Genomic DNA, 23587 nt, shown 5'->3' with positions numbered 1-23587 from the left:
GCGCCACTAAATTGAGGAAGGGCGAACTTTACGCGTTTTGAGGACGATTTCCGCCGGATTGGGGAAATTCTCAACTCGAGGCCAGTTGGCGCAGTTCTTCGAGGCGGGTGACGCCCATGCGGCGCCAGCTGATCACGCCCTGTTCGTTGAACACGACGGAGAACGGCAGGCCGCCGGCCGGATTGCCCAGATCCCGCACCAGCGCCAGGCCTTGCGGGCCGGCCAGCGCGATGGGGAAGTCCAGCGGTGTCTTTTTCAGGAAGGCCCGCACGGGCTCGGCCTGGTCCACCGCCAGGCCCAGCACCTGCCAGCCCTTGGCCTTGGCTTCGCCGTGGAACTGGTCGATCTCCGGCAGCTCCTTCACGCAGGGCGGGCACCAGGTGGCCCAGAAATTGAGCAGCAGCGGCTTGCCGCGCCAGCGGGCGACGTCCAGCTCTTGGCCGTCGATGCCGACAAAGCGTCTCGACCAGAAGGCTTCGGCGGCCGGGGAGGGCGCGTTCGCGGGTGACCGGCGCCACGCCAGTGCGGCGCCGACAAGGGCAGCGCCGGCACCAGCGCCGGCCAGCAGGAGGCGGCGGGAGATCGGGCTCATGCGGCCTGCTCCAGCAAGGCGCGCAGGCCGTTCAGGTCGCCACGTTCGGTCAGGCCGCGCCCGTCCGGCTTGAGGGCGCCGCGCAGGTCGTCGAAATCCAGGATGGTCAGGCAGACCGTGACGCGTTCCTGCAGCGCGGGGCAGGGGGCGTCGAGCACCAGCATGTCCACCGTGCGGCCCCGGGGGCCGCGGGTTTCGGCCACGTCGAAGTCCACGCCGCGGTCCAGCAGCGCGATCTCGGCGGCTTTGCCGTCGTCGCAGTAGAGCTGCAGGTGGAGGTTGGACAGGCGCGTGGCCGTGCCGCGCCAGACGGCGCCGGTCAGGTGCGGGCGGAAGTCGGCCAGGCGCTCCATCCACACAGCGGCCAGCTCGCGCAGCGCGCGCAGCTCGGCGGGCTGGGTGTCGGCGTGGAAGATGGCGATGTGCTCGCGCACGGCATCCTCGACCTCGTCGTTGCCCGGCAGTGCGGCGCGCGGCACGCCGAGGTCTCGCGCGGCGCGCTGCTTGGCGGGGCCCCAGTCCATGCCCTCGTCGACGATGAGCCGGGCGGCGGCGGCGGCGATTTCCTGGGTGGCGCTCATGGCAGTTCGGCGCTGGGCATGCGGGCGACGATCAGCGAGGCGCGGCCCAGTACATAGGATGAGGAGGGCTGGCGCTCGAAACGCTTGGGCGCGGGCAGCATCACGGCCAGCCGCGCCGATTCGTAGGGGCCGAGCCGGGCGGCGTCGGTGCGGAAGTAGTGCCGCGCGGCCGCCTGGGCGCCGAACAGGCCTTCGCCCCATTCGACGCTGTTGAGGTAGATGGCCAGGATGCGCTGCTTGCTCAGCAGCCCTTCCAGCATCAGCGTGACGACGAGCTCCTGGCCCTTGCGCAGCAGCGTGCGCTCACCGGACAGGAACAGGTTCTTGGCCAGTTGCTGGGTGATCGTGGAGCCGCCGATGACCTTGGCGGTCCGCCCGCGCGCGGCGGCGCGGGCCTGGGCCTTTTCGTTCTTGTGCCAGGCGCCCTGCAGCGCGTCCCAGTCCACGCCGCCATGCTGGGCGAAGGAGTCGTCCTCGCTGGCGATGACCGCGCGCTTGAGCGTGCGGGGCAGTTGGTCGTCGTCCACCCATTGCTGCGCCCAGGCGACCTGGTGCTTTTCCTTCAGCAGCCGCAGCGCCTCGCTGCGCTGGAAGCTGGTGGACTGCGGCGCCACCCAGTTCATCAGTGCGATGCGGCCGGCGAACCAGAGCTGCAGGCACAGCAGCGCCAGCACCAGCACACCCAGCAGCCGGGCGGCGTGGCCCATCACGGCGCGGCCTCGAGTTCGCGGCGGAGGGCGGCGAGCACGTCGCGCGTCTGCGGCCGCACGCCGCGCCAGAAGAAGAAGGCCTCGGCCGCCTGCTCGACGAGCATGCCCAGGCCGTCGCGCGGCTCGGCGCCGTGGGCGGCCGCCCAGTCCAGAAAGCCCTGTGCCTTCGGGCCGTACATCATGTCCAGCGCCAGGCTGCCGGGCTTGAGAACGCGGGCGTCGACGGGCGAGGCGGCGCCGGCGAGGCTGGTGCTGGTGGCGTTGATGACGATGTCCTGCGCGGCCGGCGCGTCGGCCGGCGTCACGGCCGCCAGCTCGACGCGGTGGCCGGCGGCCAGCGCGGCGTGGCTGGCAATCAGCGCCTGGGCCTTGTCCAGCGTGCGGTTGGCGACCGTGATGCGGGCCGGGCTCGCCGCGATGAGGGCGCCCAGCGCGCCGGCACCCGCGCCACCGGCACCGACCAGCAGCACCTGCTGCCCGGCCAGCGAGCGGCCGGCGTTGCGCTGGATGTCGTTGACGAGGCCGGCACCGTCGGTGTTGTCACCCACCCAGCCCTCGGCATCGAAGCGCAGCGTGTTGACGGCGCCACCCAGCTGCGCGCGCTCGGTGCGGCGGGCGGCCAGGGCGAAGGCGTCGAACTTGAACGGCACGGTGATGTTGCAACCCCGCGCGCCCGATGCAGCGAAGGCTCGCAGCGCGGCCTCGAAGCCGTCCAGCGGCGCCAGCAGCCGGTCGTAGGCGACGCTCTGGCCGGTCTGGGCCGCGAACATGGCGTGGATGGCCGGCGAGCGGCTGTGCGCCACCGGGTTGCCAACGACGGCGTATCGATCCGTCATTGCTGTGCGGCCAGTGTGGCTTCCAGGCCGTCGTTGCGCGTGAACTTGAAGCGCGAGGTGATGACCAGCACCTCGGCGCCGCGCAGCATCTCCGGCGTGAAATTGCCGAACGGCGACGCGGCCCGCACGATGGCGATGGCACGCCGGTCCAGCGTCGGGTTGCCGCTGGGCGACACCACCTCGGTATCGATGACGCGACCCTTGTGGTCGACGTGGATGTTCATGATGAGCTCGCCGTAGAGCTTCTTGCCGCGAAAGGTCGGGAAGTCACGCGTGCCGCGCTCCTCGACGCGCCGCCGCAGCCCGTCGTAGTACTGCGCGTAGACCACCTCGCGCGCCGCCGGGCTCACATAGCGCTTGCGCGGGCGCGCGTTCTCCAGGTTGACGCGCTTCTCGATCTCCGCGAGCAGGTCGACCAGCTGGCGTCGCCGTTCGGCCTGGGACTGCTCGACGGCGTCGGTCTTCTCGCGGCGCGGGTCGGGCGGCGGCATCAGCGCCAGCTCGCGGCGAATCTGCGTCAACAGCTGCTGCTGCTGCTCCTGCAGCTGCGAGATCTGCGAGCTCTGCGCTTCGGCGGCGTCGCCGATCTCGTTGAGCCGTGCGGGCGGCAGCGGCGAGGTCGCCCGGCCGGCCTCCGCGTCGCCGCCACCGGCCAGGTTGGCCTGGGCCAGCACGGTCGCCTTGGTCGGCAGCTCGTTGGAGCGGGTGTTGACGAGGATGACCTCCAGCGGGGTCTCCTGGAACACGCGGTTGAAGGAGTCGGGCGAGCCGGCGCGCCAGGCCAGCAACAACCCATGGATGCCCAGCGAAGCCGCCAGAGCGATCTGCAACATGCTGAGGCGGCGCATTTAGTTCTGTGTGGCCAGGGTGGCAGGTTGGGCGGCTTCGGCATCGCCGCCGTCGTTGAGGTCGATGGCCAGCGCGATCGGTGCCGCGGCGGCCGCCAGGTCGTCGTCGTCGCCATCGGCTTCCGCTTCGGCAGCGGTTTCATCCAGGCGCTCGATCAGCGTCGCGTGTACGTCCAGGGTCATTTCGTCCAGTCCGGTGATGCGCACCTTCACATGGCTGCCGCGCGGCAGCGGCTCGCAGCCCAGCGCCTTGAAGACCAGCGGCAGGTCGTCGGCGCGCACCAGGCCTTCCTTCATGACGGTGGCGGTCAGCTCGGTCGTGGCGTTCTGCTGCAGCCAGCGCAGCGTCCAGAAGCGCTCGATGCCGTTCTGGAAGCCGTTGTAGGCGGTGTAGGCCGACTCGAAGGCCGAGATGATGGAGAACAGCTGCGCGTCCTTGGGTTTGAACGGCGCCACCAGGGCTGCGGTGCGGCCATGGCGGGCGCAGGCAATGATCTGCCATTGGTTCACGAGGTCCACGTAGCGGCGCAGCGGCGACGTGGCCCAGGTGTATTGCGCCACGCCCATGCCGGCGTGCGGCAGTGCTTTCACGCCCATGCGCACCTTGATGCCCGGCGCCAGGCTGGCCTGGCTGCGGTAGATGCCCGGCAGGCCCAGCTCGGCCAGCCAGCCGCCCCAGGCAGAGTTGGCCAGGATCATGGCCTCGGCCACGATCAGGTCCAGCGAGCTGCCGCGGGCGCGCACCGTGATCTCGACGGACTCGCTGCCGTTGGGGGCTTCGCTGCGTTCGCCGGCCAGGCGGAAGTTGTAGTCGGGCCGGTTGAAATTCTCCGGCTTGCCGCGCACCACCTCGCGCTGCGCCTTCAGGTGCTTGGCCAGGCGCCAGGTAAATGCGAGCTCCGGCGCGAACGGGTAGTCGGCCGGCGCATCGCCCGACAGCGTGGCGTCGGTGACGATGCCGTCCAGCTTGTCGTGGCGCAGGTTGGCGGCGATGTGCACGCGCTCCAGCTTCGTTTCCTTGGCCTTCACCTCGAACGTTGCCTCGTCCATCGTGAAGTAGATGGACACGGCCGGGCAGTCGCGGCCCTCGATCAGCGTGTAGGCCTGCACGACGTCGTCGGGCAGCATGGTCAGCTTCCAGCCCGGCATGTAGACCGTGGACAGGCGCTCGCGGGCGACCTTGTCGACGGCCGAATCCGGCGTGATGGCCAGGCCGGGGGCGGCGATGTGCACGCCGAAGGTGACCGTGCCGGTGCCCAGGCCTTGCACCGACAGCGCGTCGTCGATTTCCGTCGTCTGCGAGTCGTCGATGGAAAACGCGCGCGCGGGCGAGAGCGTCAGCTCGTCCTTGATCTCCGGCGCCGTCAACGCGGGGAAGCCCACGCCCTTGGGGAAGTTCTCGAACAGGAAGCGCTTCCAGTGGAACTGGTAGGGGCTGGTGATGGCGCCGGCGCCCTGCAGCAGGTCCAGCGGCGCCTTGTGCGCGAGCTTGCTGGCCTCGACGACGGCCTTGTACTCGGGGCCGTTCTTGTCGGGCTTGAAGAGGATCTTGTAGATCTGGTCCTGGATGGGCTGCGGGCAGGTGCCCGCTGCCAGCTGCTGCGCCCAGGCCTCGATCTGCAATGCCTGCTGGCGCTTGCGCTCGATGCCCAGCAGCGCGGCCTTGACCGTCTCCTCGGGCGCCTTCTTGAACTGCCCCTTGCCGGCACGCCGGAAGTAATGCGGCGCGTCGAACAGGCGGAACAGCGCCGCCGCCTGCTGGACGATGCCGGCCTTGGCGTCGAAATAGTCGCGGGCGAGGTCGGCAAAGCCGAACTCGCCTTCGGGCGCGAACTCCCAGGCCAGGTCCAGGTCGATCTCGTCGGCCAGCGCGCGTGCGTCGGCCAGCAGCTCGGCGGGCGCCGGCTTCTCGAACTTCAGCAACACGTTGGCGGACTTGACCTTGACCCGCTTGCCCGAGTCCAGCTCGACCTGCAGCGAGGCATCGGCCTCCGACATCACCCGGCCGGCGAGGAACTTCCCGGCGTCATCAAACAGCGCAAACATAAGAAGGTGATTCTCCCTCAGCGCGTCAGGTGCCCGAGCAGCGCGGGGAGGTGGTTGTCGAAGTCCGTCAGGCCGTGGTCGCTGCCGTCGATGACCTCGCCCGCGCAGCCGGCGTAGCGCGCGTGCATTTCCTGCCAGTCCAGCAGTTCGTCGCCCTTGGCGATGAGGGCGTAGTAGCGGCCCGGGTTCGTGAGCCGGGCCGGCGGCGCGAGTGCCACCAGTTCGGCCACGTGCTGGGCGGTGAAGTCGAACTTCAGCGTCTCGTCGTGCCAGGCGCTCAGCTCGCCGATGTGGCCGGCCAGGTCACGCGCCGGGTGCACGGCGGGGTTGAGCACGGCGGCGCGCCAGCCATGGTGGGCCGGCTGCTCGGCCAGCGCCGTCGCGTAGAAGCCCCCCAGCGAGCTGCCGACGACGGCCGCGCCCTGGGCCGGCCAGCCCGCCACCAGCGTGGCCACGAGGGCCATGGCGTCCGCGGGCGAGGGCGGCAGTTGCGGGCAGACGAAGGTCAGGCCGGGCTGCATGGCCGCCCAGGCGGCCATGCGCTGCGCCTTGGCCGAGGCCGGCGACGAGCGAAAGCCATGCAAATAAATGAGATGGGTGAGGTCCATGACGGCAGTTTCGATGGGAAGCTTGGCGGCGGCGTGATGCTGGCGGAATCCAATTGACGCGAGTGTCACCGCCGGACACAGTCGCCGCTTTTCCTTTCCTTTCCTACCCGGACGCTTCGCATGACCCGCATGCCCCGCACTGCCCTTGCCACCGCCGCCCTGCTGTTGGCCGCCACGCTGTCCCAGGCCCAGACACCCGCCGCGCCAGCGGCTGCGGCGTCGGCGCCCGCCGCGGCACGGCCGCCGGTCGATCCCACGGCGCCCAAGCCCTTCCTCGAGGTCATCCGCGGCGCGAAGGAGCAGCCCGGCCTGTTCCCGATCTGGCGCAAGGACGACAAGGTCTGGATCGAAATTCCGAAGGAAGCCCTCAACAAGCCATTCCTGTTCAGCGTGAACGCCGCCAACTCGATCGGCGAGCGCGGCCTGTATGCCAGCGAGATGCTAGGGGACGATCTGGCCGAGTGGCGCCGGGTCGGCAACCATGTGCAACTGATCGCGTTGAACATGAAGTTCCGCGCGGACAACGACATTGCGCGGCTGGCCGTGGCGCAGGCGTTCTCGCCCAGCCTGATCGCGGGCGGCCCCATGGCCAGCGCCGAGCACCCGGACCGCAAGTCCGTGCTCGTGGATGCCAGCGGCTTCTTGCTGGGCGACATCCCGGGGCTGTCCACGCGGCTGGAGCAGGTCTACCGGTTGCCGTATGCGCCCGACCGGGGCAACTCCTTCATCGAGGCCACGCGGGCCGATGCCCAGCTCACCACACTGACCGCGCGCATGCACTTCGCCACACCGCGCATCCCGGCGCCGCCGCTGGTGCCGGCGCCGGTTCCGGTGCCCACGCCGCCACAGGCCACGCCCGATCCGCGCTCCATGTTCTTCAGCCTGGTCTACAACTTCCGCGCGCTGCCCGAGGCGCCGGCGGCCGTGCGCATGGCCGACCCGCGGCTGGGGCACTTCGCGGAGAGCTACACCAACCTCAGCGACGACCTGAAGGTCAACCCGCGCGTTCACCTCATCGCCCGCTGGCGCCTGGAGAAGAAAGACCCGGCGGCCGCGCTGTCCGAGCCGGTCCAGCCCATCGTCTACTGGCTGGACAAGAACATCCCCGCCAAATACCGCGAGTCGGTCAAGGCCGGCGTGCTGGAATGGAACAAGGCGTTCGAGAAGATCGGCTTCAAGGACGCCGTCGTCGCCAAGCAGCAGCCCGACGACGCCGACTGGGACAACATGGACGCGGGGCATGCGTCCATCCGCTGGTTCACCGGCGCCGACGTGGGCTTTGCGCAGGGCCCGAGCACGCGCGACCCCCGCACCGGCGAGATCCTGGATGCCGACATCCGCATGAGCGATGTGTTCGGGCGCGGCTCGCGCCGGCTGGCGAGTGACGACGTGCTGGGCCTGCACAGCCACGAGCCGGCCAGCAGCGTCAGCGCGTGGGGCAGCGATCGCAGCCAGCAGCTGCTGGCAGAGCAAAGTTGCAGTTATGCCGCAGAGCAGGGGCGTGAACTGGGCTTCGCGCTGGACCTGCTCGCGCTGCGCGACGGCATGGACATGAACGGCCCCGAGGCCGAGGCGCTAGCCCAGGCCGTCATCAAGGACACCATCATGCATGAGGTGGGCCACACGCTGGGCCTCAAGCACAACTTCAAGGCCTCCACCACCGTCACGCAGGCGCAGCTGCGCGACAAGGCCTGGACCGAGGCGCACGGCATCTCCAACTCGGTGATGGATTACAACGCCTACAACCTGCCGCTCAAGGGCGAGGCCCGCGCCACCCTGACCAACACGACGCTGGGCGCCTACGACTACTGGGCCATCGAGTACGCCTACAAGACCTTCCCGGCCGGGCAGGAGGCCGCCGAGCTGGCCCGGATCGCCGCGCGCTCGACCGAACCGCAGCTGGCCTTCGGCGACGATTTCGACCAGGGCGTGGGCGGCCCCTACGACGGCTTCGACCCGCGCGCCAACCAGTTCGACCTCGGCGACGACCCGTTGGCCTACGCCAAGCGCCGCCTCAAGCTCAGCCAGGAGTTGTGGGACCGCGTGCAGGCGCGCCCCGCCGCCGTCGGCGACGACCCGTTGCGCAACCGGCGCTCCATCGCGGCGGCCTTCCGGCAGCTGGACATGTCGGCCACCACGGTCAGCAAATATGTCGGCGGCCTGCTGGCCGAGCGCGTCGTGCCGGGCGTGACGACGGGCCCCGCCTTCAAGCCGGTGGACAACGCCCAGCAGCGTGAGGCGCTGCGCTTCATCGCCAGCGGCCTGCTGGCCAGCGACTCGTTCAGGTTCAAGCCCGAGTTCCTCGTCACGCAGACGCTGGACTACAACGAGTGGGAGCGGGGCTTGCCGATGTCCATCCCCGACGGCGTCGCCGCGCTGCAGGGGCGGGTGCTGGACCGGCTGATGTCGCCCGCCACCGCGCGCCGCCTCATCGAGCAGTCGGCCTACCTGCCGGAGTCGCAGCGCAAGGCGGCGGTGTCGCTCGGCGAGGTGTACGGCACGCTGCAGGGGGCCATCTTCAGCGAGCTCAAGACTGGCGCTGACATCGACCGCATGCGCCGCAGCCTGCAGCGCGAGTACGTGCGCCGCCTGCAGGCGCAGCTGAATCGCGCCGCCAACGGCGCGGCGGTCTACGCCGACGCGTTCTCCATGGCCCGCTGGCACGCCACGCAGCTGGCCCGCGACCTGCGCGCAGCCTCGGCCAAGCCGGGCCTCTCCATCGAGACCCGCGCCCACCTGGCCGAGACGCTGGACCTGCTGGACAGCATGCTCAAGGCGACCTTGACGCGCAGTTGATCGTTGACCGCTGATCGCTTACCAGGAGAGTCCATGTTCGATAGCGCCCGCTTCAACCAGGCCGGGGCCGGCCACCTGCCTGGTCATCTGGGCATCGTCATCACGAAAGTGGCTGGCGACGAGGTGCATGCCGAGCTGCCCGTGCGACCCGAGCTGATGGCGCCCAACGGCTTCATGCATGCGGGCAGCGTCGTCACGCTGGCCGACACCTGCGCCGGCTACGGTTGCGTTGCCAACCTGCCCGAAGGGGCGAAGGGCTTCACGACCGTCGAGCTCAAGTCCAACCACCTCGGCACGGCGCGCGAGGGCACGATCGCCTGTGTGGCCAAGGCCGTGCACCTCGGGCGCACGACGCAGGTGTGGGACGCCGTCGTCACGCACCAGGACACGGGCAAGACGATCGCGTTGTTCCGCTGCACGCAGATGGTCCTGTACGGCCATTGAGCCTAGGCTGAGCCCCGTGGACGGGGGAGAGGCGGGCCGTGGCTCCCACGTTCTAGGGGCGGCCTGACGGCGCGGCGCGGGCAGACTCGCGCCTCCCGTTTGCTCGTGAGGCCTCACCGATGAATGCTCGCTGCCTGTCCCTCCTGCCCGTCGTGCTGCTGCTCGCCGCCTGCGGCAAGTCGTCCACGTCGCTGGGCGAAGGCGGGTCTGTCGTGACCGGCTCGGCCGGCCCGGCCGGCGCGCACAACGCGGCGCGTGAGCTGGTGAGGTGCGATGCGCCGGTGGCGACGCTGGCGCTGGTCGAGAACCCCAACGGCTACAGCTATTCCAGCAGCTATCAGCTGCCGTCCAGCCCCGTGCCGCTGGTGCGGCTGCTGGCCCAGCAGAGCGGCTGCTTCCGCGTCGTGGACCGCGCCGCCGGGCTCAAGGCCACGGTGCGCGAGCAGGAGCTGAAGGACGCCGGCATCCTGCGCCAGGAGGGCAACACTGTGCACAAGGGCCGGGGCTACGAGGCGCAGTACAGCCTGACGCCCAGCCTCACCTTCAGCGAGCAGGACGCGGGCCGCCAGATCGGCAGCGTGCTGCAGGCCATTCCCTACCTGAACAAGCTGGTCGGCGCCGCCGAGCACGTCAAGATGAAGCAGGCCCAGGCAGCGCTGCTGCTGACCGATAACGAGACGACGGAGCAGATCGCCGCCGCCACGGGCTCGGTGGAGGTGGCCGACCTCGGCGTGGGCGGCGCCATGTTGGGCAAGCTCGGCGGCGTGGCCGGCGCGGGCTGGAGCAATTCCAACGAGGGCAAGGTCATCGCGGCGGCTTTTCTCGATGCCCACAACCAGCTCGTCGCCCAGGTGCGGGAGCTGCAGGCCAAGGCCTTGCCGCCTGCGGTGGCGACGAGGAAGGCTGCAGGCGCCTGAACCGCCGTCATGCCGCCGACACGCGGCGTTGCGAGAGTCTCGGCTTCGCTCGACTCTCTGTTGGAACGCCGCATGAAGCCTCTCCTCATCCTGTCGCTGTTGGCCCTGGCTGCATCTGCCCGCGCCGACGACTTCCCCCGCCTGGATGAAGCGCTGCCCCGCATGGCGGACATTCGCGCCAATCATCCGGTGTTCGACTTCGACACCGACGGCTGCCTGCCCAGCGCCGGCGTGGCCCGCAACGGCAGCCAGAACGGCGGCCTCAAGCCCAGCGGCAGCATCACCGGCGGCTGCCGCGCGAGCAACTTCCTGGACCTGTCGAACACGCTGCACCGCCACGCCTGCCTGAAGAGCGGCAGCGACACCTACTGTGGTCACTTCTATGCGCTGTACTTCCTGAAGGACCAGGTCACGGCGCTCGGCGGCGGCCACCGCCACGACTGGGAGCATGCGGCCGTCTGGACCAAGAACGGCGTGGTCACCCATGCCGGCTACAGCGCCCATGGCAAGCTCTACAACGTGGCAGCGGCGTCGCTGCCGCTGCAATCCGGCCATGTGAAGATCGTCTATCACAAGGACGGCGCGCTGACCCATGCGATGCGCATGGCCAGCGCCAGCGAGGCGGCCGAGAACGGCTATGGCCAGTTCGTCACGCCGACGATCGTCAGCTGGTACGAGGTGGTGGGCGACGGCGTCACGAACGAGCAGATGCGCAACAAGCTCAACGCCTACGACTACGGCTCGGCCACCATTCCGCTGCGCGACAACAACTTCCTGACCAACCTGAACACCTACCGGCCGTCGGGCTATCCGGAGTTCACGCAGGCCAGCCTGGAGGCCTCCCGGCCCTGAGCGTTGCCCGCGGCGGGCCAGCCCCGGCCCGCCGCGCACATCATGGCCTGGGGCGCTGCGGGCCGCGGCTATGCTGCTCGCATGCCGCCGGCCAAGCCTTTCAAGATCCCCGAGTCCGTCCTCGTCGTCATCCACACACCCGACCTGCAGGTGTTGCTCATCGAGCGGGCCGACCACCCCGGTTACTGGCAGAGCGTGACGGGCTCCAAGGACAGTGTCGACGAGCCTGCCGCCGAGACCGCACGGCGTGAGGTGTTGGAGGAAACCGGCTTCGACATCACCGCGCTGGGCGCCACGTTGCGGGATTGGGAACTTGCCAACGTCTACGACATCTATCCGCATTGGCGTCACCGCTATGCGCCCGGCGTCACGCGCAACACCGAACACGTCTTCGGCCTACAGCTGCCTGCGGCGCTGACGCCCACGCTCGCGCCGCGCGAGCATCTATCGTGGATGTGGCTGCCATGGCATGAGGCGGCCGACCGCTGCTTCTCGCCGTCCAACGCCGAAGCCGTGCTGCAGTTGCCGCGCTTCAGCAGCCATTCGACGACCTGCCGTTCATGAGATCGACCGCCCGACCCACTCCCCATACCGCCGGTGACGACGTGCTGCGCGTTGCCACCTACAACATCCACAAGGGCGTGCGTGGCCTGGGCCTGGCCAAGCGGCTGGAGATCCACAACCTGCAGATGGGCGTGCAGGCGCTGGACGCCGACCTCGTCTGCCTGCAGGAGGTGAGGCTGTTCCACCACCGCGAGGCCGCGTATTTCGACCGCACCTGGTTCGGCTGGCCCGACAAGGGACAGGCCGAGTTCCTCGCACCCGACGGCTACGAGGTGGCCTACCGCACGAACGCGACGACCAAGTATGGCGAGCACGGCAACGCGCTGCTGTCGCGCTGGCCCATCGGCGATATCGGCCATCACGACGTGTCCGACCACGCCTTCGAGCAGCGCGGCCTGCTGCACGTGCCGGTGCGCTGGCAGGGCGTGGACGTGCATGTCGTCGTGGCCCATTTCGGCCTGATCCATGCGAGCCGCATGCGCCAAGTGGACCGCCTTGCGGCCTTCGTCGGCGAGCACGTGCCGGCCGGCGCGCCGGTGCTGGTGGCGGGCGACTACAACGATTGGGGCGAGCGCCTGGACCCGGCGATGCGTGGCCACGGCCTGCGCCGCGCGGCCCCGCCCCATGGCCGCGGCCGCCCGGCCACCTTCCCGTCGCGGCTGCCGGTGTTTGCGCTGGACCGCGTCTACACGCGCGGGCTGCGCTGCACCGGCCTGCAGGTGCCGCGCGGGCCCAGCTGGGCGCGCATGTCCGACCACCTGCCCCTCGTCGTGGAGCTGGCGTTGGAATGAGGCAGTTTGGGTTGAGGCGGCGCCAGCGCCGCCGCGCCAGGGACACCGGCTTCGTCGGCGGCAACGACGTGGAGCTGCTGCGAGGCGGCGACCAGCTGTTCCCGGCGATGACCGAGGCCATCCGCCATGCGCACCGCGAAGTCTGGCTGGCCACCTACATCTTTCACGACGATGCGACCTCGCTGGCGCTGGCCGACGCGCTCGTCGCGGCCGACCGCCGTGGCGTGCGCGTGCGCGTCGTCGTCGACGGCTTCGGCAGCAACGCCAGCCTCGCGGCGCTGCGCGCACGGCTGGCGGGCAGTGGCGTGGCGCTGGCGGTGTTCCGGCCCATGGACCGCTGGTGGCACTGGTTCCAGCGCGGCCAGCTGCGCCGGCTGCACCAGAAGCTCTGCGTCGTGGACAGCGAGCACGCGTTCGTCGGCGGCATCAACATCATCGACGACCGCGTGGACATCCGCCACGGCCAGACCGAGCTGCCCCGGCTGGACTTCGCCGTGCAGGTGCGTGGCGGTCTCGTCGACCTGGTGGCCGAGGGCGTGCGCTCGATCTGGTCGCGCGCCTGGCTGGGGCGGGACTTTGACGACGCGCTGCTCGACTACGTGCCGATGCGCCGCCGCTTCACCTTGTGGCTGAGCCAGCTGTGGCGCGGCCCGCAGCGCCTGCCCGAGGCCTCGACCCAGCTGCCGCCCATGCGCGCCGCCTTCGTGCTGCGCGACAACCTGCGCCGCCGCCGCACCATCGAGCACGCCTATGCCGACGCCATCGGCAGCGCGCAGCGCAGCGTGGACATCGTCTGCCCGTATTTCTACCCCGGCCAGCGCATCCGCCAGGCGCTGCGCCGCGCCGCGGACCGCGGCGTGCGCGTGCGGCTGCTGCTGCAGGGCAAGCTGGACTACCGCCTCGCCGGCTGGGCCGCCGAGGCGCTGTACGCCGACCTGCTGCGTCACCACATCGAGATCTACGAATACACCCCGGCCTTCCTGCACGCCAAGGTCGCCGTCGTCGATGGCGAGTGGGCGACGGTGGGCAGCTCCAACATCGACCCGCTGTCGCTGCTGGTCAACCTGGAGGCCAACGTCGTCGTGCTGGACCGGCCCTTCGCCGCTTGTCTTGCCGGAGAGATCGAGACGGCCATCGCGGCGTCGGCCCGCGTCGGCGAGACGGCCGGCAAGGGCTGGCGTGCGCTGCTGCACCGCGCCGTCGTCGTGTGGTTCGCCTACGTGTTCCTGCGCGTGGCGGGGGCGACGGGAAGGTATTGAAGACCCCTCGCCCGGGCTTGCCCCCGCTGGACTAGGCGGGACCCCGAGGGGCCGGCGATGCAAGCGGCGTTGAGCCGCTCGCACATCGCTCAGAAGCCCGGCGCGTGCGGTGCCCGCAGCGCGCCGGCCTGCACCAGTGCGGCGGCGCGTTCGATGTCTGGCGCGAGGTAGTGGTCGGCCGGGCTGCTGGCGCAGTCGGCCCGCAGGCGCTGGTGCAGCGCCTCCACGGGCGCCGAGCTCTGCAGCGGGCGCAGGAAGTCGATGCCCTGCGCCGCCGCCAGCAGCTCGATGGCCACGATGTGCGCGGTGTTGTCGAGCATCGCGTGCAGGCGGCGCGCAGCGAAGGTGGCCATGGAGACATGGTCTTCCTGGTTGGCGCTGGTCGGCAGGCTGTCGACGCTGGCGGGGTGGGCCAGGCTCTTGTTCTCGCTGGCCAGCGCGGCGGCCGTCACGTGGGCGATCATGAAGCCGCTGTGCAGGCCGGCGTCAGCCGTCAGGAACGGCGGCAGGCGCGAGATGGCCGGGTCGATCAGCATCGCGATGCGGCGTTCGGCGATGGCGCCGACTTCGGCAATCGCCAGCGCCAGGTTGTCGGCCGCAAACGCGACCGGCTCGGCGTGGAAGTTGCCGCCCGATACCATCACGTCGTCGAACACCAGCGGGTTGTCGGTGACCGCGTTCGCCTCGCGCACCAGCACTTCCGCCGTGTGACGGGCCTGGTCCAGGCAGGCGCCCATGACCTGGGGCTGGCAGCGCAGGCAGTAGGGATCTTGCACGCGCTCGTCGCCCTCGCGGTGGCTCGCGCGGATGGCGCTGCCCGCCAGCAGCTCGCGGTAGACGGCGGCCACGGCGATCTGCCCGGGCTGGCCGCGCACGGCGTGAATGCGTTCATCGAACGGGCCATCGCTGCCGCGCGCGGCGTCCAGCGTCATCGCGCCGCTGGCCAGGGCCGTGGCGAACAAGCCCTCGAAGCGCATCAGCGCGTGCAGCGCGAGTGCCGTGCTGGCCTGCGTGCCGTTGATGAGCGCCAGTCCTTCCTTGGCGGTGAGCGTCAGCGGTGGCAGGCCCAGGCGGGCCAGCTCGGCGCCGGCCGGCACACGTTGGCCCGCCACCAGGGCCTCGCCTTCGCCCATCAGTGCGAGCGTCAGGTGGGCCAGCGGCGCCAGGTCGCCGCTGGCGCCCACCGAGCCTTGCGCCGGCACATAGGGGATGAAGCCCGCGTTGAAGGCGTCCAGCAGCGACTGCACGACGACGCCGCGCACGCCCGAGAAGCCACGCGCCAGGCTGCCGGCCTTCGTGGCCAGCATGAGCCGCACGACCTCGGGCGACATGGGCGCTCCCACGCCCACGGCATGGCTGCGGATCAGGTTCAGCTGCAGCGCGGCGAGCTGGTCGCGCGCGATGCGCGTGCTGGCCAGCTTGCCGAAGCCGGTGTTGACGCCGTAGACCGGCGCATCGCCCGCGGCGGCGGCGGCCACCAGCGTGGCGCTGGCGTCGATGGCGGCCCAGTCGTCGAGTTCGAGGCGGGCCTGGCCAGCGGCGATGTCGGCCAGTTGCGCCAGCGTCAGGTGTCCGGGAATCAGTTTCATAGCGAGGGCAGGTTCAGTTCGTTCTTGCGGGCACAGGCTTGCGCCGACTCATAGCCCGCGTCGGCATGGCGCATGACGCCAGTCGCCGGATCGTTCCACAGAACGCGTTCGAGGCGCCGGGCGGCGGCGTCGCTGCCGTCGCAGACGATGACGACGCCCGCGTGCTGCGAATAGCCCATGCCCACGCCACCGCCGTGGTGCAGGCTCACCCAGGTGGCGCCACCGGCGGTGTTCAGCAGCGCGTTCAGCAGCGGCCAGTCGGAGACGGCATCGCTGCCGTCCTTCATGCCCTCGGTCTCGCGGTTGGGGCTGGCCACGGAGCCGCTGTCCAGGTGGTCGCGGCCGATGACGATGGGTGCTTTCAGCTCCCCGGTCCTGACCATCTCGTTGAAGGCCAGGCCGGCGAGGTGGCGCTCACCCAGGCCCAACCAGCAGATGCGCCCCGGCAGGCCCTGGAACGCGATGCGCTCGGCGGCCATGTCCAGCCAGCGGTGCAGCGCCAGGTGTTGCGGGAACAGGGACTTCAGCTTGGCGTCGGTCTTGCGGATGTCGTCGGGGTCGCCCGACAGTGCCACCCAGCGGAACGGCCCTTTGCCCTCGCAGAACAGCGGACGCACGTAGGCGGGCACGAAGCCGGGGAAGTCGAAGGCATTGGCCACCCCCTGGTCCTTGGCGACCTGGCGGATGTTGTTGCCATAGTCCACCGTCGGGATGCCTTGCGCCTTGAAGGCCAGCATGGCCTGCACATGCGTGGCGCAGCCGGCGGCGGCGGCGGCTTTCAGTTCGGCGTGGCGGGCAGGTTCAGCGGCGGCGGTCTTCCATTGCTCGACCGACCAGCCCGGCGGGCAGTAGCCGTGGATGAGGTCGTGGGCACTGGTCTGGTCGGTCACCAGATCGGGCTTCACCCCTCGGCGCACCATCTCGGGCAGCACCTCGGCCGCATTGCCCAGCAGCGCGACCGACACGGCGCGGCCTGCGACCGTGTGGGCCTGGATGCGCGCGAGCGCGTCGTCCAGGTCGCTCGCCTGCTCGTCCACGTAGCGGGTCTTGAGCCGGAAGTCGATGCGCGACTGCTGGCATTCGATGGTCAGTGACGAGAAGCCGGCGAAGCTCGCGGCCAACGGCTGCGCGCCGCCCATGCCGCCCAGGCCTGCGGTCAGCACCCAGCGGCCGCTGGCCACGCCGCCGTAGTGCTGGCGGGCCGCCTCGGCGAAGGTTTCGTAGGTGCCTTGCACGATGCCCTGGCTGCCGATGTAGATCCAGCTGCCGGCCGTCATCTGGCCGTACATCATCAGGCCCCGGCGGTCCAGCTCGTGGAAATGCTCCCAGGTCGCCCAGGCCGGCACGAGATTGGAGTTCGCCAGCAGCACGCGCGGTGCGTCGGCATGGGTGCGGAACACGCCGACCGGCTTGCCGGACTGGATCAGCAGCGTGTCGTCGTCGCCCAGTTCGCGCAGCGACCGGCAGATGGCGTCGAACGCGTCCCAGTTGCGCGCCGCCTTGCCGATGCCACCATAGACGACGAGCGCCTCCGGGTTCTCGGCGACGGCCGGGTCCAGGTTGTTGTGCAGCATGCGGTAGGCCGCCTCGGCGAGCCAGTTCCTGCAATGCAGCTGCGTGCCGGTGGGTGATTTCACGGGGCGGGGCAGGGCGGTCATGGGCTCTCCGGTCGGGTGGCGGGACTCTAGTTGTCTATACAAGTGGCGTCAACTAGGATGGACGCATGCCCCGACCCGCCCGTAGCACTGCCGCCGGCCCCGAGCCGCAATACCTCAAGGTCAAGAATCATCTGCGCGAAGGCATCGCCAGCGGCCACTGGGTGGCGGGTGACCTGCTGCCCAGCGAGGGTGCGCTGGTGGCGCAGTTCGAGGTGAGCCGCATGACGGTGAACCGCGCGCTGCGCGAACTGGTGCAGGAGGGCTTGATCGAGCGGGTGCAGGGCGTGGGCAGCTTCGTCGCGCAGCTGCACCGCATCTCGTCCACGCTGAACGTGCGCGACGTGCACGAGGAGATCGTCGAGCGTGGCGGCCAGCACGAGGCGCGCGTGCATGCGCTGTTGCGCGGCAAGGCCTCGCCGCAGCAGGCCGCCGAGCTGGGCCTCAAGCGCGGTGCGCCGGTGTTCCTGAGCCTCATCGTCCATCTGGAGAACGGGCAGGCCATCCAGTGCGAGGAGCGGGCGGTCAACCCAGCCTGCGCGCCGGAATTTCTTTCGCAGGATTTCACCCGCATCACGCCCACGCACTATCTGATGGAGGTGGCGCCGCTGTCCGAGGCGCGCTACATGATCGAGGCGGCGCTGCCCGGCGAGGTGGAAGCCAAGCTGCTGGGAATTGCGCGGCGCGACCCTTGTTTGGTCGTCAAGCGCATCACCTACAGCCGGGGCGTGGCGGTAACCTCGGTAAAACTGACGCACCCTGGTGCGCGTTACCAATTGCAAGGGAGCTTCTCGGCGTGAGCAACGCCCCGCGCTGGTGCGGACAATTCACGCTTACCGTGAGAATGGTTTTGAGCGCAAGGACGAAGACATGAGTTGGAGCAAGGTCAGCGCAGTGGATGTGACGCCGCAGGCCTGGGCGAACAACGGTGGTACCACCCGCGAGTTGCTCGCGTGGCCGCACGCGCACGACTGGGCCGTGCGCGTCAGCATCGGTTGCGTGTCGCGCAACGGCCCGTTCTCCGCGTTTCCTGGGGTTCATCGCTGGCTGGCCGTTGTTCGCGGCGCAGGCTTGCGGCTGTTCGACTGGCCCCAGAGCATGGGTGACGAGCCGCTGGGCTTCGACGGCGGTCTGGCGCCGGAGGCCGAGCTCATCGGCGGCGAGACGGAGGTGTTCAACGCCATGGAACGCCGCGGCAATCTGGAGATCACGCCAGCCAGCCGCGTGCTGCTGCCACGCTCGCCTTGGGTGGGGCTGTTCACGGTGGAGGGTGGGCTGCTGGAGCATGGTCACCGCGCGATGCCGCTGGCGCCGCTGACGCTGGCCTGGTGCGAGTCGCCGGTCACGCAGAGCTGCGTCTTCACCGGGCCCGATGCCACCGGCAACCATGCCTGGTGGCTGACCTGGAGCGAGGAGTGAGGCTGTGGCGCGGCGGCCGGCTGGCCACGCTCGCTGATGAGCATGGCTGGGGGCTCGTCGATGATGGGGCGCTGTTGGTCGACAACGGTCGGCTGCATTGGGTCGGGCCCGCCGCGGCGCTGCCCGCAGAGGCCGCCGACGCCGAAGTCGTGGACTTGCAGGGGGCGCTGGTCACGCCCGGCTTCGTGGACTGCCACACCCATCTGGTTTATGGCGGCAACCGGGCGAACGAATTCGAGCAGCGTCTGCTGGGGGCCAGCTATGCCGACATCGCCAAGGCCGGCGGCGGCATCCGGGCCACGGTGGCCGCCACGCGCGCGGCCGGTGAGGCCGAGTTGCTGGCCAGCGCCACTCAGCGCGCTCGCGCGCTGATGCGGGAAGGCGTGACGACGCTGGAGGTCAAGAGCGGCTACGGGCTGGACGCCGACACCGAGGCGCGCATGCTGCGTGTTGCCCGTCAGCTTGGCGCGTTGGGGGTGGACGTGCGCACGACTTACCTCGCGGCGCATGCGCTGCCGCCGGAGGCGGCGTCCGCAGATGACTACATTGCCGCCGCTTGCGCCTGGCTGCCCGCGTTGCACGCGGCCGGGCTGGTGGACGCGGTCGACGCCTTTTGTGAGCACATCGCGTTCAGCCCGGCTCAGGTGGCGCGTGTGTTCGATGCCGCGCAGGCGCTGGGGCTTCCGGTCAAGCTGCACGCGGAGCAGTTGAGCGACCAGGGGGGCGCCGCGCTCGCCGCTGGCTACCGGGCGTTGAGCTGCGACCACCTCGAGTACCTCAGCCCCGCCGGCGTGCAGGCGATGGCGGCGTCCGGCACGGTGGCGGTGCTGTTGCCCGGTGCCTTCTACGCGCTGCGTGAGTCGCAGTTGCCGCCCGTGGCCGCGCTGCGCGAGGTCGGCGTGCCCATCGCGCTCGCGACCGACCACAACCCTGGCAGCTCGCCCACGCTGTCACCACTGCTGATGCTGAACATGGCCTGCGTGCTGTTCCGGCTGACGCCCGAGGAGGCCATGCGCGGCCTGACGGTCAATGGCGCGCGGGCATTGGGCCTGGCCGATCGCGGCCGGCTGGTGGCCGGGCAGCGGGCCGACTTCTGCATCTGGGATGGTGGCCACCCGCGCGAGCTGACAGCATGCTTTGGCTACAACCCGCTGATCGCGCGGGTGTACCAGGGCGTCCAGGGGGAGGCATGAGCGTCTTCGAGTTGCGGCGGGGCCGCGTGCCGCTGCTGATCAGCCTGCCGCATGTGGGCACCGAGATTCCGGCCGACCTTGCCGAGCGCATGGTGCCGCGCGCGCGTGCCAGCGAGGACACCGACTGGCACCTCGAGCGCCTGTACCGCCCCTTGGCCGAGAAGCTCGGCGCCAGCCTGCTCGTGCCGCGCTACAGCCGCTATGTCATCGACCTGAACCGCCCGCCGGACGACCAGCCGCTGTACCCGGGCGCTTCGGGCGGCACGGGCCTGGTGCCCACGCGCTTCTTCAGCGACGAGCCGCTGTACCGGGACGGTGCCGAGCCCGACGCCGCTGCCATCGGCGCACGGCGAGAGGCTTATTGGCAGCCGTACCACGACGCGCTGCGCGGCGAGCTGGCGCGGTTGCGCGACGAACACGGCCATGCACTGCTGTTCGACGGCCACAGCATCCGTTCGGAGCTGCCCTGGCTGTTCGACGGTGAGCTGCCCGCGCTCAACCTCGGCACGGCCGACGGCGCCTCCTGCGCGCCGGCCATCACCGAGCGGCTCGGCGGCCTGCTGGCCGGGCAGTCGCGCTACAGCCAGGTCGTCAACGGCCGCTTCAAGGGCGGCTACATCACGCGCCACTACGGCCAGCCCGAGCGCGGCCAGCATGCCGTGCAGCTGGAGATGTGCCAGCGCTGCTACATGGACGAGGCACAGGACCCGCGCACCGCCTACGACGAGGCCGCCGCCGCGCAGGTGGCGCCGCTGATCGAACGACTGCTGACGGAGATGCTCGCATGGCGGCCTTGAAGACGCTCCACGCACCGCTGGCCTGGGTCGACGGCGGCTGGCAGCGCGACGTGCTGCTGACGGTGGACGGCACCGGCCACTGGTCCGAGATCACCGTCAACCGGCCCGCCCCGCCCGACGCCGAGAAGCTCGGCGGGCCGCTCATTCCCAGCCTCGTCAACGCGCACAGCCACGCCTTCCAGCGGGCCTTCGTGGGCCTGGCCGAGCGGCGCGACAGCGGGCAGGACGATTTCTGGAGCTGGCGCGACCGCATGTACGCGCTGGCGCTGCGCATCTCGCCGCAACAGCTGCGGGCCGTGGCCAGCCAGCTCTATGCGGAGATGCTGCGCGGGGGCTATACGCAGGTCTGCGAGTTTCACTACCTGCACCATGCCGCTGCCGGCCAGGTGCTGGATGACGAACTCGACATGGCCTGGGCGCTGGCAGCGGCGGCCGAGGAGGTGGGCATCGGCCTCACGCTGCTGCCGGTGGCCTACACGCGCAGCGGCTTCGGCGCGAGCGGGCTGCGGCCCGAACAGCACCGGTTCGCGGCCAGCGCCGACTGGGTCTGGCGCGCCTGCCAGCGCATCCAGGCAGCGGGCCTGCCGCGTGTGAACGCGGGCGTCGCCCTGCATTCGCTGCGCGGCGTCTCGGCGGACGACCTGCACCGCCTCATGACGCTGGTCGGTGCGGCCGACCTGCCCATTCACATCCACATCGCCGAGCAGACGGCCGAGGTGGCCGATTGCCTGGCGGCGACCGGGCAGCGCCCGCTGCAGTGGCTGGCCGCGCAAGGCCGGCTGGACGCGCGCTGGCAGCTTGTGCACGCCACGCATGCGCAGCCCGACGAGATCGAGGCGGTGGCCGCCAGCGGTGCGGGCATCGTGCTGTGCCCCGGCACGGAGGCAAATCTGGGTGATGGCCTGACCGATCTGCCCGGCTGGCTGCGCGCCGGCGTGCCGATGACGGTGGGCTCGGACAGCCAGGTCACGCGCGGCTGGGTGGAGGAGTTGCGCTGGCTGGAATACGGCCAGCGGCTGCAACTGCGCCAGCGCAATGTCGCCTCGCTGCCGGGCGGCCAGCCGTCCAGCGCGGCGCGGCTGTTCGACGCCGCCGTGCAAGGCGGTGCCAGGGCGGCCGGCTTTGCGGCCTGGGGCCTGACGCCGGGCGCCCGTGCGGACGCCCTGGTGCTCAACCGCGATGCCGACGCGCTGCGAGGCCTGCCCGACGACATGTTGCTGGATGCCGTCGTCTTCGGCAGCAACGGCTCGCCGTGGCATTCGGTCTGGGTGGCGGGCCGGGCCAGGCCGTGGCGGGCGCCGCAGCGCGTCGGCGACGGTTTTGATGCGGCGATGCGCCAGTTATGGGTTTCCGCGTAGCAGAAATGGCTGCAACCCAATAGGCTCATCATCATTCCTAGGAGGGATGGCGATGAGGCTAAACAATTTCACGATCCGGGCTCGTTTGCTGGCGCTGGCTGCGCTGGCCGTACTGGCCATGCTGGGGGTGGGCGTGCAGGGCTTGTGGAGCCTGGCCATATTCAAGGCCGGCTTCGTGCATTACGTCGACAACGATGTGCAGGCCCTGGCGCAGCTGGCCGGCGTGCGGGCTGGCGTGGGCAATCTGCGGCGCTACGAGAAGGACTTGTTGATCAACCTGGCCGATGCCAAGGCCGTGGAGCGCTACAGCAAGGACTGGCACGAGACCTACGACAAGGTGGGGGGAAGCCTGGGCGCGATCGCCGGCCTGGACCTGCCGCCCGCCGTGAAGCGCATGCCCGCCGAGCTGCAGAAGGCCTTGCAGGACTACCGAGGCGGCCTGGGCGGCATCCTCGAACGCCTGGCGCGGGCCGAGTTCGCCGACACCGCCGCAGCGAACCGCGCGATGGAGCCGGTGAAGGCGCCGGTGCGCGCGATGGACAAGGTTCTGGCCGACATGACGACGCTGGTGGATGAGCATTCGGCCGAGCAGGTGCGACTGCTGAACGAACGCGAGCAGGGCATCCGGCGCAACCTGATCCTGGTCGTCATCGGCGCGGTGCTGCTGTTGCTGGCCTACACGGCGCTCAACATCCGCTCCATCCTGCGGCCGCTGGCCGATGCGGTGAAGACGGCCGAGCGCATTGCCGGGCAGGACTTGAGCCAGCCCGTGCAAGCCGACGGGCGCGACGAAACGGCGGCGTTGATGCGCGGCGTGCAGGGCATGCAGGAGGCGCTGGCGCGCGTCGTCTCCGGTGTGCGTCAGGGCACGGACGGCATCGCCACGGCGTCGCGCGAGGTCGCCACCGGCAGCCACGATCTCAGCAGCCGCACCGAGCGGGCAGCGTCCAACCTGCAGCAGACAGCCTCGGCCATGGAGCAGTTGACCGCCAGCGTGGCGCACAACGCCGAGTCGGCCCGGCAGGCCCATCAGCTGGCGACTGACGCTGCCGAGGTTGCCCGCCGCGGTGGCACGGTCGTGGATCAGGTCGTCGAGACCATGGGCCGCATCAGCGCGTCGTCCACGCGCATCGCCGACATCGTCTCGGTCATCGACGGCATCGCCTTCCAGACCAACATCCTCGCGTTGAACGCGGCTGTCGAGGCGGCGCGCGCGGGCGAGCAGGGCCGGGGCTTTGCCGTCGTCGCCGGCGAGGTGCGCATGCTCGCACAGCGCTCGGCCGAGGCGGCTCGGGAGATCAAGACGCTCATCGCGCACAGCAGCGAGAACGTCGACGGCGGTGCTGCGCTGGTGGGGCAGGCCGGCCAGACGATGCAGGAGGTCATCGCCGCCATCGCCCGCGTCGGCAGCGTGGTTTCGGAGATCAGCCAGGCCACGGGTGAGCAGAGCGACGGCATCCGCCAGATCGGCCAGGCCATTGCCGGGCTGGACGAAATGACCCAGCAGAACGCGGCGCTCGTCGAGGAATCGGCCGCCGCCGCAGCCAGCCTGCAGCAGCAGGCCGACGAGCTGTCGCGTTCGGTGGCGGTGTTCAGGCTGGGCTGAGGCCGCGAGGCCGACATCCCCACGCTTGAGGACGGTTGCGTCGGCACCGGCGCCGCGCGGTCACCGGCGCTGCGGGCGGCTTCATAGACTCGCGCGGTCGCGGCGCAAGCCGAAACCGGGGGAGTC

General features: G+C 70.3%; 22 protein-coding genes. 13 read left to right on the top strand and 9 right to left on the bottom strand.

The genetic code is table 11. The features are described from left to right. Positions 1–70: 70 nt before the first annotated feature. Genes ACG00X_RS22660 through ACG00X_RS22630 form a run of 7 tightly spaced genes read right to left on the bottom strand, consistent with a single transcriptional unit; the run spans position 71 to position 6221 of the window. Positions 71–592, bottom strand: a complete 522-nt coding sequence (locus ACG00X_RS22660; RefSeq protein WP_394491859.1) for a TlpA disulfide reductase family protein — start codon at positions 590–592, stop codon at positions 71–73. Next, positions 589–1173, bottom strand: coding sequence for a hypothetical protein (locus ACG00X_RS22655; protein WP_394491857.1), 585 nt, complete (start codon positions 1171–1173; stop codon positions 589–591). The genes ACG00X_RS22660 and ACG00X_RS22655 overlap by 4 nt, the downstream gene beginning before the upstream one ends. Next, the gene (gene mtgA / locus ACG00X_RS22650; protein WP_394491855.1) at positions 1170–1880 is read right to left on the bottom strand and encodes a monofunctional biosynthetic peptidoglycan transglycosylase; all 711 of its coding nucleotides are present in this window, start codon (positions 1878–1880) and stop codon (positions 1170–1172) included. The genes ACG00X_RS22655 and mtgA overlap by 4 nt, the downstream gene beginning before the upstream one ends. Then, entirely contained in the window at positions 1880–2719 is an 840-nt protein-coding gene (aroE, locus tag ACG00X_RS22645) for a shikimate dehydrogenase (protein ID WP_394491853.1), read from the bottom strand. Before aroE ends, mtgA begins: the two co-directional genes overlap by 1 nt. Beyond that, the gene (locus ACG00X_RS22640; RefSeq protein WP_394491851.1) at positions 2716–3552 is read right to left on the bottom strand and encodes an energy transducer TonB; all 837 of its coding nucleotides are present in this window, start codon (positions 3550–3552) and stop codon (positions 2716–2718) included. Before ACG00X_RS22640 ends, aroE begins: the two co-directional genes overlap by 4 nt. 15 nt (positions 3553–3567) lie before the next feature. Then, entirely contained in the window at positions 3568–5613 is a 2046-nt protein-coding gene (locus ACG00X_RS22635; RefSeq protein WP_394491849.1) for a ribonuclease catalytic domain-containing protein, read from the bottom strand. A 17-nt stretch (positions 5614–5630) separates the two neighbouring features. Then, a complete protein-coding gene (locus ACG00X_RS22630; protein ID WP_394491847.1) occupies positions 5631–6221 on the bottom strand; it encodes a YqiA/YcfP family alpha/beta fold hydrolase in 591 nt (196 codons plus the stop codon). Positions 6222–6341: 120 nt separating this feature from the next. Between ACG00X_RS22630 and ACG00X_RS22625 the strand changes: the two genes are divergently transcribed. From ACG00X_RS22625 to clsB, 7 genes are all read left to right on the top strand, one after another. After that, a complete protein-coding gene (locus ACG00X_RS22625) occupies positions 6342–9017 on the top strand; it encodes a zinc-dependent metalloprotease (protein WP_394491845.1) in 2676 nt (891 codons plus the stop codon). 33 nt (positions 9018–9050) lie between these two features. Then, the gene (locus tag ACG00X_RS22620) at positions 9051–9461 is read left to right on the top strand and encodes a PaaI family thioesterase (RefSeq protein ID WP_394491843.1); all 411 of its coding nucleotides are present in this window, start codon (positions 9051–9053) and stop codon (positions 9459–9461) included. A 119-nt stretch (positions 9462–9580) separates the two neighbouring features. Then, entirely contained in the window at positions 9581–10378 is a 798-nt protein-coding gene (locus tag ACG00X_RS22615) for a CsgG/HfaB family protein (protein ID WP_394491840.1), read from the top strand. 72 nt (positions 10379–10450) lie between these two features. Then, the gene (locus ACG00X_RS22610) at positions 10451–11230 is read left to right on the top strand and encodes an NPP1 family protein (protein ID WP_394491838.1); all 780 of its coding nucleotides are present in this window, start codon (positions 10451–10453) and stop codon (positions 11228–11230) included. An 81-nt stretch (positions 11231–11311) separates the two neighbouring features. Further along, positions 11312–11794, top strand: coding sequence for a dihydroneopterin triphosphate diphosphatase (gene nudB / locus ACG00X_RS22605; protein WP_394491836.1), 483 nt, complete (start codon positions 11312–11314; stop codon positions 11792–11794). Then, complete coding sequence (locus tag ACG00X_RS22600) at positions 11791–12585, top strand: endonuclease/exonuclease/phosphatase family protein (protein WP_394491834.1); 795 nt, start codon at positions 11791–11793, stop codon at positions 12583–12585. The genes nudB and ACG00X_RS22600 overlap by 4 nt, the downstream gene beginning before the upstream one ends. Before the next feature lie 11 nt (positions 12586–12596). After that, complete coding sequence (gene clsB / locus ACG00X_RS22595; RefSeq protein ID WP_394491832.1) at positions 12597–13844, top strand: cardiolipin synthase ClsB; 1248 nt, start codon at positions 12597–12599, stop codon at positions 13842–13844. A gap of 89 nt (positions 13845–13933) precedes the next feature. On the opposite strand, the gene hutH is transcribed toward clsB, so the two are convergent. Continuing rightward, positions 13934–15433 (bottom strand): histidine ammonia-lyase, encoded by a 1500-nt coding sequence (hutH, locus tag ACG00X_RS22590; protein WP_394491829.1) that lies wholly within the window; start codon positions 15431–15433, stop codon positions 13934–13936. Then, positions 15430–17091, bottom strand: a complete 1662-nt coding sequence (gene hutU / locus ACG00X_RS22585; protein WP_394491827.1) for a urocanate hydratase — start codon at positions 17089–17091, stop codon at positions 15430–15432. The genes hutH and hutU overlap by 4 nt, the downstream gene beginning before the upstream one ends. 65 nt (positions 17092–17156) lie before the next feature. Here hutU and hutC point away from each other — a divergent pair, with 65 nt between their 5' ends. From hutC to ACG00X_RS22555, 6 genes are all read left to right on the top strand, one after another. Beyond that, positions 17157–17888 carry a histidine utilization repressor gene (gene hutC, locus ACG00X_RS22580; protein ID WP_394491825.1) on the top strand — a complete coding sequence of 244 codons (732 nt, stop codon included), beginning with the start codon at positions 17157–17159 and terminating at the stop codon, positions 17886–17888. A 70-nt stretch (positions 17889–17958) separates the two neighbouring features. Then, complete coding sequence (locus ACG00X_RS22575) at positions 17959–18507, top strand: HutD/Ves family protein (protein ID WP_394491823.1); 549 nt, start codon at positions 17959–17961, stop codon at positions 18505–18507. Next, positions 18504–19700 (top strand): imidazolonepropionase, encoded by a 1197-nt coding sequence (gene hutI / locus ACG00X_RS22570; RefSeq protein ID WP_394491821.1) that lies wholly within the window; start codon positions 18504–18506, stop codon positions 19698–19700. Before ACG00X_RS22575 ends, hutI begins: the two co-directional genes overlap by 4 nt. Continuing rightward, on the top strand, positions 19697–20497 hold the full coding sequence (gene hutG / locus ACG00X_RS22565; RefSeq protein WP_394491818.1) for an N-formylglutamate deformylase: 801 nt from the start codon (positions 19697–19699) through the stop codon (positions 20495–20497). Before hutI ends, hutG begins: the two co-directional genes overlap by 4 nt. Further along, positions 20485–21855 carry a formimidoylglutamate deiminase gene (gene hutF / locus ACG00X_RS22560; protein WP_394491816.1) on the top strand — a complete coding sequence of 457 codons (1371 nt, stop codon included), beginning with the start codon at positions 20485–20487 and terminating at the stop codon, positions 21853–21855. The genes hutG and hutF overlap by 13 nt, the downstream gene beginning before the upstream one ends. A gap of 52 nt (positions 21856–21907) precedes the next feature. Beyond that, complete coding sequence (locus ACG00X_RS22555) at positions 21908–23461, top strand: methyl-accepting chemotaxis protein (protein ID WP_394491814.1); 1554 nt, start codon at positions 21908–21910, stop codon at positions 23459–23461. Positions 23462–23587: the final 126 nt, after the last annotated feature.

Origin of the sequence: Pelomonas nitida, from assembly GCF_043555975.1 — a bacterium.
In the GTDB taxonomy this organism is placed as follows: domain Bacteria; phylum Pseudomonadota; class Gammaproteobacteria; order Burkholderiales; family Burkholderiaceae_C; genus Pelomonas; species Pelomonas nitida.
This window is presented reverse-complemented; position numbering and strand designations above follow the sequence as displayed.